The sequence below is a fragment of the Streptomyces sp. NPDC050534 genome, assembly GCF_044457745.1.
Lineage (GTDB): Bacteria > Actinomycetota > Actinomycetes > Streptomycetales > Streptomycetaceae > Streptomyces.
On the sequence record NZ_JBITHF010000002.1, the window covers coordinates 333,374 to 345,109 of the forward strand.

10 protein-coding genes are annotated in these 11,736 nt (G+C 71.0%); 3 read left to right on the forward strand and 7 right to left on the reverse strand.

Translation table 11 applies throughout. The features are described 5' to 3' along the window. The 5 genes from ACIBN2_RS07060 to ACIBN2_RS07080 form a co-directional block, all read right to left on the reverse strand. A complete protein-coding gene (locus ACIBN2_RS07060) occupies window positions 1-432 on the reverse strand; it encodes a roadblock/LC7 domain-containing protein (RefSeq protein WP_399133182.1) in 432 nt (143 codons plus the stop codon). Window positions 433-447: 15 nt separating this feature from the next. Further along, window positions 448-2,784, reverse strand: coding sequence for a nitrate- and nitrite sensing domain-containing protein (locus ACIBN2_RS07065; protein WP_399133183.1), 2,337 nt, complete (start codon window positions 2,782-2,784; stop codon window positions 448-450). Window positions 2,785-2,957: 173 nt separating this feature from the next. Further along, window positions 2,958-3,968, reverse strand: coding sequence for a substrate-binding domain-containing protein (locus ACIBN2_RS07070; protein ID WP_399133184.1), 1,011 nt, complete (start codon window positions 3,966-3,968; stop codon window positions 2,958-2,960). 327 nt (window positions 3,969-4,295) lie between these two features. Continuing rightward, window positions 4,296-4,805 carry a DUF6114 domain-containing protein gene (locus tag ACIBN2_RS07075; protein ID WP_399133185.1) on the reverse strand — a complete coding sequence of 170 codons (510 nt, stop codon included), beginning with the start codon at window positions 4,803-4,805 and terminating at the stop codon, window positions 4,296-4,298. Next, window positions 4,805-5,476 carry a DUF6230 family protein gene (locus ACIBN2_RS07080; protein WP_399133186.1) on the reverse strand — a complete coding sequence of 224 codons (672 nt, stop codon included), beginning with the start codon at window positions 5,474-5,476 and terminating at the stop codon, window positions 4,805-4,807. The genes ACIBN2_RS07075 and ACIBN2_RS07080 overlap by 1 nt, the downstream gene beginning before the upstream one ends. A gap of 669 nt (window positions 5,477-6,145) precedes the next feature. On the opposite strand from ACIBN2_RS07080, the gene ACIBN2_RS07085 reads away from it, so the two are divergent. Beyond that, a complete protein-coding gene (locus ACIBN2_RS07085) occupies window positions 6,146-6,799 on the forward strand; it encodes a Tat pathway signal sequence domain protein (RefSeq protein ID WP_399133187.1) in 654 nt (217 codons plus the stop codon). 18 nt (window positions 6,800-6,817) lie between these two features. Here ACIBN2_RS07085 and ACIBN2_RS07090 read toward each other — a convergent pair whose 3' ends face one another. Next, on the reverse strand, window positions 6,818-7,777 hold the full coding sequence (locus tag ACIBN2_RS07090) for a lytic polysaccharide monooxygenase (RefSeq protein WP_399133188.1): 960 nt from the start codon (window positions 7,775-7,777) through the stop codon (window positions 6,818-6,820). Between the two features lie 703 nt (window positions 7,778-8,480). Between ACIBN2_RS07090 and ACIBN2_RS07095 the strand changes: the two genes are divergently transcribed. Together ACIBN2_RS07095 and ACIBN2_RS07100 are read left to right on the forward strand one after the other, a co-directional pair. Beyond that, window positions 8,481-9,128: a ScbR family autoregulator-binding transcription factor gene (locus ACIBN2_RS07095; RefSeq protein ID WP_399133189.1), complete on the forward strand. Its 648-nt coding sequence runs from the start codon at window positions 8,481-8,483 to the stop codon at window positions 9,126-9,128. 56 nt (window positions 9,129-9,184) lie between these two features. Beyond that, the gene (locus ACIBN2_RS07100) at window positions 9,185-10,354 is read left to right on the forward strand and encodes a damage-control phosphatase ARMT1 family protein (RefSeq protein WP_399133190.1); all 1,170 of its coding nucleotides are present in this window, start codon (window positions 9,185-9,187) and stop codon (window positions 10,352-10,354) included. Window positions 10,355-10,361: 7 nt separating this feature from the next. Here ACIBN2_RS07100 and ACIBN2_RS07105 read toward each other — a convergent pair whose 3' ends face one another. Beyond that, window positions 10,362-11,624, reverse strand: a complete 1,263-nt coding sequence (locus tag ACIBN2_RS07105) for a cytochrome P450 (RefSeq protein WP_399133191.1) — start codon at window positions 11,622-11,624, stop codon at window positions 10,362-10,364. Window positions 11,625-11,736: the final 112 nt, after the last annotated feature.

Genomic DNA, 11,736 nt, shown 5'->3' on the forward strand with positions numbered 1-11,736 from the left:
TCACGCGCCGGGTTCGGCGGCCGGCCCGAGGCCCGACCGTGGTGCCGCGCTGAGGTGCTCGCCGATCTTCTTCACCAGCATGTTCATCTGGTACGCCACCACGCCGACGTCCGCGCCCTGGCTGGTGAGGACGACGAGGTGGGCGCCCGGGCCGGCCGAGGTGAGTATCAGGTAGCTGTGCGCCATCTCGATGAGCGCCTGGCGCACCGGGCCGCCGCGGAAGTCCATGCTGACGCCCTTGCTCAGGCTCATCAGCCCGGACGCGGTGGCCGCCAGCCGCTCGGCGTCGTCGCGCAGGAACCCGGTGGACTTGCTGACGACCAGGCCGTCCTCGGAGAGGACGACGGCGTGGTTCACCTCGGCGACCCGCTCCACGAGTCCGGTCAGCAACTGGTCGAGCTGGGTGTGGGTGGCTGGGATGGGGCGTGTCATGGCGGTGGTCCTTCGTCAGCGGTCGGCGGGCGGAGTCGAGGGAACGGGGGTGGCGGGGAGCGGCGCGTCCTCGTCCCGGGCTTCGGGCGCGTCCTCCTGGTCGTACTGCGGCTCGGTGTCGTCGTCATGGGCGCGGAGCGTGCCGCGCTGGAATCCGGCGAGCGAGGAGGCGGCCTGCTCCGCGGTGAACTCGTCGGTGTGGCCGTTCTGTTCGCCCGCCGGGGCCTCCTCGCGCAGCTCGGCCGCCAGGCTGGTCTGGGGGACGCGGCGGGGGAGCGGGGCGACGTCGTCGCGCCGGGTGGCGGAGACGGGGCCGGTGGCGGAGACGGCGCCGGTGGCGGCCGGGGGTTTCTCCTCGGCGGGCGGCTGCGCGGGCTCCTCCTCGGCGGGCGGTGCCGGGGTGTCGTCGGGGGCGTCCGGTGTCTCCCGCACGACGATCTCATGCGGCAGCAACACGATCGCCGTCGTGCCGCCGTACGGCGACGGGCGCAGGGTGACCGCGATGCCGTGCCGGGTGGCGAGCCGGGCGATCACGAACATGCCGAGGCGGAGGTCGTCGGCCAGCGCCACCACGTCGAACTGCGGCTCCACCGCGAGCTGGGCGTTGAAGGAGTCGTAGTCCTCCTCCGACATGCCGAGGCCCCGGTCCTCCACCTCGACGGCCAGGCCCTTGGCGACCATCGCGGCCCGCACGCCGACCGGGGCCGGCGCGGGCGAGTACACGGTGGCGTTGTCGATGAGCTCGGCCAGCAGATGGATCACGTCGGCCACCGCGGGCGGCGCGAGGTACACGTCCTCGTCGGTGTGCACCTCGACCCGCTGGTACTCGGCGACCTCGCCGACGGCGCTGCGCAGGATGTCGATCAGCGCGACCGGCTCCAGCCAGCTGCGCCGGGGCTGCTCGCCGCTGATGATGACGAGGTTCTCCTCGTAGCGGCGCAACTGGCTTGCCGTGGAGTCCAGTTCGTACAGGCCCTTGAGGACGTCAGGGTCGGAGTGGCTGCGCTCCAGCGCGTCGAGCTTGGTGAGCTGGAGGTTGACCAGGTTCTGGCTCTGCCGGGCGATGCCGAGGATGACCTTCTGGAAACCGCGCCGGATGTCGGCGAGTTCGACCGCGGTGTGCACGGCCGTGCGCTGCGCCTTGTTGAACGCGCGTGCCACCTGGCCGAGTTCGTCGCGGCCGTAGTCCAGCGGCGGGGTCGCGAGGTCCGCGTCGACCGTCTCGCCCCGGTCGAGGCGGGCCACCACGTCCGGCAGCCGCTCCTCGGCCAGGCTCAGCGTGGCCTCACGCAGGCCGCGCAGCCGCCGGGACAGGGAGCGGGTGATCCGCCAGGACATGCCCACGCACAGAAGCAGGGCGATCAGCCCGCCCGCGCTGAGCGCGGCTGCCTTGAACAGGAGGCTGTCGGCCTTGTCGGCGCTGCGGTCGAGCAGCCCGGACGTCTGGTCGCCGATCAGGCGCGAGTACTGGTCGGCGACCTTCTGGAACGCGGCCGTCCACTCCTTGCGTGCGGCCGGCAGCGCGACCTTCCCGGCGCCGCCGGACGGCCGGGAGGCGAGCACCCGGTCCTCGACGTCCTGCATGGTCTGCCACTCGGGGCTCTGCAGGATCCGCTCGGTCTGCGTCTTCGCGCTGCCGCGCAGTGAAGGGACTATCTGGTCCTGGACCAGCCAGCGGCGGGTGTCCACCAGCTCCGCGAAGTCGGACCACTCCTTGCGGCTCAACTGCCCCGACGGCCAGGCCACGGTGAGCCGCGCGTCCTCCTGGGAGACCAGCTCCGCCGCGTGCTCCAGGGCGACCAGCGGGCCGGCCTGCGAGGTGAGGTCGCCGTCGTCGACCTGGGAGAGCTCCTGGAAGGCGTGGATCTGGTCGTCGATGATCGAGCCGTACTGGTCCAGCGCCTGCGCGGCGGTGATGTCGCTGGGGTCGTCGAGCTGGCTGCGGTAGTACTCCAGGCTGCTCACCGAGCCGAGGACCGAGTACAGCCGGTCCGAGATGCGCGCGGGCGCGTTGTTGATCGCGTCGGTCTGGCCGACCAGTTCGGCGACCGCCTTGTCCGTCGCCCTGCGCTGCGCGTCCAGCGCGGCCCGGGAGCCGTTCGGATCGGCCAGCCAGGCCGCCGACAGGCTGCGCTCCCGCTGGAGTGCGAGCGTGGCCTCGGTGCCCATGGCGCCGGTCGACCGGCTCAGCTCCGTCTGCCCTCGCAGCCGCAGCCCCTCGCTGAACATCTGGGTGGTCGTCAGACCCCACATGGCGGCCAGGGTGACGGTGGGCACCAGGGCCAGCAGGATCAGGGAGAGACGTATGGAGCCGAGACGGCGCCCGGCACCTGCACCTGTCCGTGGAGACATCGTCGTCCTAGGCGTTCAGCGGAGCGGAGGGGGAAACACGGGGGTGGCCGTGAGCGGGGAGAGAAGGGGTGCACAGGATGCTATCCGTACAAGTGACCGCACGTGCCCCAGGTCTCCGAATCTTTCGAGACATCGGCGTCCGAAGTGTCGTCGAGCGAGGTCACGAGTGCCGTTCAGCGTGTCCCGTGCGCCGCGAAGGCGGCGACCGAGGCCACGTTGGCCTTGGTGACGAACGCCGGACCGGTGAGCACGGGGGACACCCCGCCGCCGCTGACGTTCCCGTTGGCCTTGTACAGCCACAGCGAGTCCACCGCGAGATAGCCCTGCAGATACGGCTGTTGATCCACCGCGAACTGCACGTCGCCGCTCTTGACGGCCTTCACCAGGTTCTGGTTGAGGTCGAAGGTGGCCACGTGCGCCCTGCTGCCGGACTGCTTCACCGACTTCACCGCGTTGAGCGCGAACTGTGCGCCCAGGGTGACCACTTCGTCGATCGTCGGGTCCTGCCGCAGCCGGGCGGTGATCGCCGCGGTGGTCGCGGTCGCGTCGGTGCCCTCGACGTAGACGATGTCGGTCTGGCCGGCGAAGGTCTTCTTCACGCCGGCGCAGCGGGCCTCCAGGGCGACGTTGCCGCGCTCGTGGATCACGCACAGCGCGTGCTTGGCCCTGAGCTCGTCCAGCTTGTCCCCGACGGCCCGGCCGGCGAGGCTCTCGTCCTGCCCGAAGAACTCCAGGATCCCCTCGGACTGCCAGGAGTCGATACCGGAGTTGAGGCCGACGACGGGGATGTCCGCCGCCCTGGCCGCGGCGACCGGGCCCTTCATCGCCTGCGGCTTGGCCAGGGTCACCGCGATGCCGTCGACCTTCTGCCGGACCGCGTCCCGCATCAGCGCGGCCTGTCCCGCCGCGTCCGGGTCGTTGGCGTACGTCAGGTCGACACCGTCTTTCGCAGCGGCGTCCTCGGCCCCCTTCTTCACCAGGTTCCAGAACGTGTCGCCCTCCGAGGCGTGCGTGACCAGGGCGACCTTGAGGCGGGCGGTGTCCGCCCCGCTGCCGGAGCCGGGTGCGGAGCCCGACGTGCCGCCGGAGGCGGAGCAGCCCGCCGCGAGCAGGCAGACGGCCGCCGCCGCGGCGATCACGCGAGCGGATCTGTGCGGGGCGGGGGGTGGTGGAGGAATGTTCATGAGGGTGCGGCACCTCGCTGTGCGGCCGAGCAAGTGGAACGGCGAGAGCGGGTCTTCGTACGACGTCCGACGTCCGACGCCGTAGGGGTGACTCTCGCTGGCCGGAGCCAATCGCGTGTGACCGCCGGTAGTCAAGTGATCAGCGACATGGAGTGAGTTGTCGCTGCCGCATCGTGATGATGCCCCTCCGGGCGGCGGCGGCCGTCTACACGTGTACGTGCTCGCCGGTGACCCGCCCGGCCTCCTCCTGCGCGCACTCGGCCGTGTTCGTCGCACGCAGACCGGGCCGTCCACGGGACGGCCCGGTCGTAGGTGCCGCAGGAACGCTCACAGCTGCACGGCTTGTTCCGCGTCCGCCGTCCGTTCCGTCGTGGCTGCCTGTTCCGTGTCCTTCGCCGCTCGTGCGTCGTCGGCCCGTACGGCCTCGGCCGCCCGCGCGTCCTCCCTGCGCCGGCTGCGGCTGCGGCGGGGTTCCTGGTCCGGGAGCCAGCCGAAGGCCAGACAGCTGCCTACGGCCCCCAGGAGCAGGCCGACGAAGAAGCCGCCCAGGTTGGAGGTGACCCAGGTGCCCAGGGAGGTCAGGATGCCGATGATCGAGTAGAAGATGCGCTGGGAGGGGCTGAAGAGGGTCAGCAGGCCGCACAGGAGCATGACCACGGGCAGGAGGTATCCGGCCAGGCCCTGCATGCCGACGTGCATGACGACCTTCAGCGAGGCCTTCTCGGTGAGCAGGATCTCCGCGCCGCCCAGGGCGAGCAGCAGCCCGCCCCAGAACGGACGGCGGGCCCGCCACTGACGGAAGGCGGACCGCACGCCTTGTTCCGGACGGCGCGGCATCAGCAGCCCGAGTCGCTGAACTTCAGCTTCAGACCGGGGAGTTTGAACACGCCCGCGGTCGTCGCGTAGTTGGTCTGCCGCAGGTTGGCGATGTGCACCGTGTCGGCCTGCTGGCTGAAGACGCCCTTCGGGCCCTTGACGCCGGCCTTGGTGAGCGTGCTGGCGTCGTTGCCGATCTCGATGTTGTTGAACGCGGCGTCGCCGGTCAGCTCCGTCGAGTCGGTGGTCAGATCGGTCGCCTGCACCTTGGACGAGCCGCTGCCCGCGGTGATGAGCAGGTTGGTGCCGCCCAGGTCGACGCTCTGGCACAGGCTGTCCAGCGTCGCGTTCTTGATGGCGGATGTGACGACCAGCACCTGGCCGCCGGTGTCCCCCTGGTTCGGGCTGTCGTCGATCATGCTGTCGAGCGCGCCGAACTGCTCGAACCCGGTGCCGTCCAGCGACTTGGCGGTGACGGTGAAGGGCATGCCGGAGATCGAGAAGGACACCCCCAGCGCCCCCTCGGCGGTCATGATCGCGAGGCCGGCGGCGACCGCGACGGCGGGCACCGCCATCACGGCGGCCCGGCGCAGCCGGACCCGCCCGCGTCTGGCGGGATCGGGCGCGGAACCGCTTTCAGGGGTTCCGGGTGTGTGCTCGGCGGACGAGGTGACGTCCGAGGACGAGGCCATTTCTGCTCCCGTGTGCATAGTCAGTGCGGGTTGGGCATCAGCGGCACGTTGTCCTGGCGCGGACAGCGGACTGCGGCGCACGACTCCTCGCAACTCCCGGCGGGTGCAAGGGCTTTCACGTACTCCGCAGTAGCCGACGAGGAAGTTACCCGTGGTTACATTTAAGGGTCAAGGGAGTTGTGGAAAAAGGGTGGTGGTTGTGCCTCACCTGTGCGTCCATGGGCGGCCGCGACGCCGGTGTACTCCTTGAACGATCGTCAACTCCCTTGCCGCACCTTGACGTTGACTGACACTCAGGTCTACAACTGCCCCTGGCTTCCCCCAGGATCCGTGGCGCCGGATCCCCGTCACGCGGCATCGCCCGCGTTCCCGGAAACCGCACACCCCCCACGCTCTCCAGACGGCCCGCACGGGCACTTCCCCCTTGGTCCGTGCGGGCCGCCTCCCACCGCCCGGTTGCGGCAGGCGGCCCTTCCCACGGGTCCTCGGCCGATGGCCGGCCGGTCGCCGTTGCCGGTCCGTCACGTACGGAGAAGGCGTCACGGACCGGCAAGGGCGGACGCAGTTCCGCGTCCCCCTACGCCACTTCCAAACCCCCCATGTCGGAGAAGCCGGCTGCGTCATCGCACAGGAGCCGGCCTCCGCATCCCAGAAGGAAGAGACCCCCGCATGCGTACTCGCACTCTCGTCACCCTCGTCGGAGCCGTCGCCGCCCTCTCGATCCCCGCGGCCGTCCCCGCCTCGGCGGCCGACACCCCCGTCCTGACCACCGGTTCGGCCGGCGGCACCGCCGTCGCCGTCGGCGACGTCCTCACCGCGCCGCTGGCCGCCGGCACCAACGCCACCCTCTACTCCAGCTCGACCGGCACGAGCGGCGTGACCTGCTCCTCCTCGACGTTCACCGCGAGCGTCACCGACAACCCCGCCGCGCCGGGCACGGCCACCGAGTCGGTCAGCGGGCAGAGCTTCGACAGCAGCAGCTGCACCAGCAACGTCCTGGGCGTGACGGGCGTCAGCAGCATCACCGTCGACAACCTGCCGTACACCACCACGGTGGCCTCCGACGGCACCCTCACCGTGACCCCGGCGAGCGGCTCCACCATCCAGACGACGGTCAAGCTGAAGACCCTGCTGGGCAGCATCACCTGCGTCTACCAGGCTCCGAGCCTGACCGGCACGGCGAGCAACGGCGACAACAGCATCGCCTTCACCAACCAGCAGTTCACCAAGACGTCCGGCTCGTCGCTCTGCTTCAGCAGCGGCTACTTCACCGCCAAGTACGCCCCGGTGGCCGACAACGGCGCGACGGTGTACGTCAACTGACCTATCCGCGCCGCGAGTTCAGCGACGGCGCAGACGCAGCGCCAGGGCGGCGCCGCCGGTGAGTGCCAGCACCGCTGCGGCGCCGCCCGCAAGCATGGGCGCGGACGGCCCCGAGCCCGCGGTGGAGGTCGAGGCCACCGGGGTGCTGTCGGGGGCGCCCGTGCCCTGCCGCGGGGTCGCCGCAGCCTCGGCGGTGCGCGAAGGGGCCGTGGAGGATGGGGGTGTGGCCGCAGGGCTGCCGCTCGACAGCTTCTTACCTGCGCCCGAGCCACCGCCCGTGCCGCTGCCCGCGCTTCCTCCCGTGCTCGACGCGGCCGCCTTGCCGCCGGTCCCGGACGCGGTCCGGAACACCACGTCCGAGCAGGAGTAGTACGTGTCCGTCGTGCTGCTGTTCTGCCAGATCGTGTAGAGGACGTGGTGCCCGGTCCGGTCCGACGGCAGCTTGGCGGTGATGCGGTACGCGCCGTTCGTCAGGGCCGGGTCCTTGACCGCGGCGAAGGGCTGGGACGGCAGTTCCGACCAGGTCAGCGGCTTGGCAGGGTCGTAACCCTGCTTGGTGAGATAGAGCTTGAACGTGCCGGTGTGCGGGATCGTCGAGGCGTACTTCATCGACAGTGTTGCGCCCGGGGTCAGTGTGGTCGACGGCCAGTCGGAGCGGGCCAGGTCGAGTCCCTTGTAGGCGGGCAGGCCCCCGCTGCACAGCTTTCCGTCGGGAATGACCTGCCGGTCCCTGCCGCCGACGTCCGGCACGCGCAGGTTGTCCCACAGGGTGAAGGGGGCGCCGTTCGCGGCGACGGCGGCCTTGCAGGCCGCGGACCGTGCGTCGGCGCCGCCGTCGGGGGAGCAGGCGTAGACCCGGCTGACCGGATCCGTTGGTGCGCCGTGCGCCTGCGCGGGGCCCGCCGCCCACAGCGGCAGCAGGAACGGGGTCACCAGAGCGGCCGTCAGGGCGGCGCGGTGTGCGGTCATCCGGGACATCCGGAACGTCTCCTCGGCCGGCGCGGGAACAGGGGTGCTCCCGGTGAGTACGGGGCGCGTGCCCGGCGCGTTCACCAGGGCGGCCCACCTGCGCCGTACGCCTCTGGAGGCCGCCTATGCCTCATTGCAAACCAACCGGTCGCCTCGTACTCTGGCGTCGCCGGGGCGGATGCGCCCGTCTGGCCCGTTGTCGTTCTCGGGGGTCGAGGGAGGGGCATGCCTCAACCGTCCTTGACGGCCGATCCGGAGAAGGCCGGGGCCCGCCGGTCCAGACTGTGCGAACTGCCGCCACGAATGCATGAGTTACACGTGTCCCCGCGCCGACTCGCGCCGCCCGGACGCCCTGGACGCCGGGCACCTCGATCAAATACCGGCCATCCTGTTTTCTTCGATTGCTCAACGGGTCACGTTCCGGACATGCTCCTCTCGAAGGCGGCCCGCCGGACCGCCTCGGTCAGCACCTCCGGCCCCCGCTCGTCCGCGCCCCTTCGTGCCCCCTCCCATCAGCACGCCGAGCTGGACGGACCCCCCCGGACCGAGGTCGTCGAGGGGGACGGTGCGTGCAGGGAAGTCCGGTGCGCCCAAGGCGATTTCGCCCTCTTCGGGGGTGCTGTGGACCCCCACAAATGGGTGGGATATCGTACACGGGGAGTGACAAAAAACAGCACGCCCCGTTCTTTCCAGCCTCAGGAGTGTTCAGTCGATGGCGAGGCAGTTACGAGCCGAGCAGACCCGCGCGACGATCATCACGGCCGCAGCAGACCTGTTCGACCGTCACGGCTACGAGTCGACCAGCCTCAGCGACATCGTCGAACACGCCCAAGTGACCAAGGGTGCCCTGTACTTCCACTTCGCGGCCAAGGAGGACCTGGCCCACGCGATCATGGAGTTGCAGTCCAGGGCGCTGCGTGAGGTGGAGGGGGATCTGGACGCCCAGGGCTACTCCTCGCTCGAGACCCTGATGCGCATCACCTTCGGCATGGCCCGGCTCTCCGTCGAGGGCCCGATACCGCGCGCCGGGCTGCGGCTCACCACCGGGGGAGTCGCCGTAAGGCCGCCGCTCAAGCATCCGTTCACCGAGTTCCGGGACGTGGCCGGCCGCAAACTCCTCGGCGCAGTCAAGGAGTCGGACCTCCACACGGACATCGACGTCGACGCCGTCGCCCACTCCCTCGTCAGCTTCTACGTCGGCACCCGCGTCGTGAGCCGCTCCCTCGAACCCGTCGCCCGCCAGCCCCGCAGACTGGCCGAGATGTGGTACGTCATGATCCGCGGCCTGGTCCCGGTGACCCGCCGGGCCCGCTATCTGAACCTCGCCGCGCGGCTGGAGAGGGAGATCAGGATCGCCTGAGACGGGTGATCGCCTGACACAGGCCCACAGGGGACGCAGGCCCTAGGGTGAGGCACATGTCCGACATCCCGTCCGCGCCCGTGATCCTGGGCAACGAGCCCGGTTCGTTCCCGCACAGCGTGCTCGCCGAGCGGCACCCCGCGATCATCCGGCAGGTGCGGGAGGCGTTCCCGTACGGCCCCGCCCAGCATCGTGCGCTCGACGCACTCCTCGCGAGCTGCACCAAGGGCGTGGTCGAACCGCTGCCCGCCGACGCCCACGACCGGGAGCGCTGGCTGGAGTGGGGCGCGGCCGAGTACACCGGCCGTTCCTGGTACGACATTCCCTGGCTCTGGTCGGAGAGCTACTTCTACCGCCAACTGCTGGAGGCGGTCGGCTACTTCGGTAGGGGGCCCTGGCAGGGCATCGACCCGTTCCGCCCGTTCAAGCTGGCCGAGCTGGACTCCGCGGAGACGGACGAGGAACTGGCCGCCCTGGACTCGCTCTCCGCCGGGGACCAGGACCGGGCCCTGCTGTACGGCTCGCTCTGGGGCAACCGTGCCGACCTCGGCTTCCGCCTCTCCGCCGGGGACGCGAGCGGCGCGGAGGCCGCACCGGGCCTGGTCGCCGACGACAGCTCGGTCCTGTGGTCGCTGCTCCCGCCGTCCGGCGCGGGCACCCTGTGCCTGATCGCGGACAACGCGGGCCGTGAACTCATCCCCGATCTGCTGCTCATCGCCCATCTCCTGGAGCGCGGGCGCATCGCGCGCGCCGTGCTGCACATCAAGCCGTACCCCTACTACGTCTCCGACGCGACGACGGCCGACGTGCTCGACGCGCTGCGCAGGCTGACCGAGGCCCAGGGCGCCGCGGTCGAGTACGGCCGCATGCTGTGGGCGGCGATGACGGACGGCCGCCTCGTCCTGCGCGCCCACCCTTTCTCCGGCGGACCGCTGCCGTACGCGGACATGCCCGGCGACCTCCGCGCGGAACTCGCCGCGGCCACGGTGACGATCGTGAAGGGCGACCTCAACTACCGTCGTCTGGTGGGCGATCGGCTGTGGCCGCCGACCACTCCCTTCCGGGCCGTCACCGCGCACTTCCCCGGTCCGGTCGCCGCGCTGCGCACCCTGAAGTCGGACGTGATCACGGGCCTGGACCCCGAGACTGAGGCCGCGCTGGTGGCGGCCGAAGGGCAGCGGTGGCGGACCGGCGGCACGCACGCGCTCGTCCAGGTCCGCACCTGACTGAGACTCAAGTGATGTGTACCGGCAGGGATTTGATGCCATTGATGAAGTTGGACGTCAGCCGTCTCGCCGGACCCGCCGTGCGCAACACCGGCAGCGTGCGCAACGCCTCCTCGTAGAGCACCCGCAGCTGCAGGCGTGCGAAGTGCGCGCCCAGGCATACGTGCGGGCCGTCCCCGAAGGAGACGTGCGGGTTCGGGCTGCGGGAGAGGTCGAGGCGGTCCGGCGCGGCGAAGACCCGTTCGTCGTGGTTGGCGGAGGCGTGGAAGACGACCACCTTGTCACCGGCGCGGATGAGCCGGCCCGCCAGTTCGGTGTCCTGGCCGGCCGTGCGGCGGAAGGTGAGTACGGGTGGATGCCGTCGCAGCAACTCGTCTACCGCGGTGGGGAGTTCCGCCTTGCCCGTGCGGAGCGCGTCGTACGCCTCCGGGTGCTCCGCCAGGGTGAGCAGTCCGCCGGGGCCCGCGCTGCGGACGGTGTCGTTGCCCGCGACGGTGAGCAGGAAGAAGAACATCTCCAGTTCGGCGTCGGCGAGTTCGGGCTCGTGCGCGAGAGTCGTCAGTACGTCGTCGGCGGGGTGCCGGCGTTTGTGCGCGGCGAGCTGCCGGGCGTAGTCGAACATGTCCCGGAGCATCGCGGGGGAGCGGGGGTTGACCGGCATCCCCGCCGCGTCGAGCACGGGCGGGCCGGCCTCGTCCGGGTCCTGGTAGCCGATGACCCGCTGCGTCCAGTGCAGCAGCAGCCCGCGGTCGCTGTCCGGGACGCCGAGCAGGTCGGAGAGGTTGAGCAGGGCGTAGTCGTCGGTCACGGCGCCGACGAGGTCGACACTCCCGTCCTTCGCGCGGGCGTCCCGCAGTGCCCGCGCGAACAGCGTCCGCGCCCGCTCCCGCGCGACGGCCGTGAATCGGTCGATGCGCCCCGGGGTGAAAGCCCGGCTGACCAGTCGCCTCAACCTTCCGTGTGCGGGCGGGTCCTGATTGAGCATCATGCGCCGGATGAAGGGCAGGTCGGCCGGGTCGGGATCGCGGATCTGGGTCGCGCCGAGATACGAGGAGTACGTCGCCGAGTCCTTGAGGACACGGACGACGTCCGTGTGCCGGGTCACCGCCCAGAAGCCGGGGCCGGCCGGCCAGCCCAGCACCTCGTACTCGTCCTGCCAGGCCACGGGGTGGTGGTCGCGCAGGACGCGGTAGGCGGCATGGGGCACCCCGGCGGCGTACTGCCGCGGGTCGAAGACGTCCGGGACCGGCGGGGCCTCGCGCACATTCATGCGACCACGGTGGCGTGGCGGACGCGCACGCGGCAAGGGAGCGCGCGGCGGGCATGCCCGCGGCGGCAGCGGTGTTGGCCCCTGTGTCAGCGTCGCCGGGCGAGGGGAACGG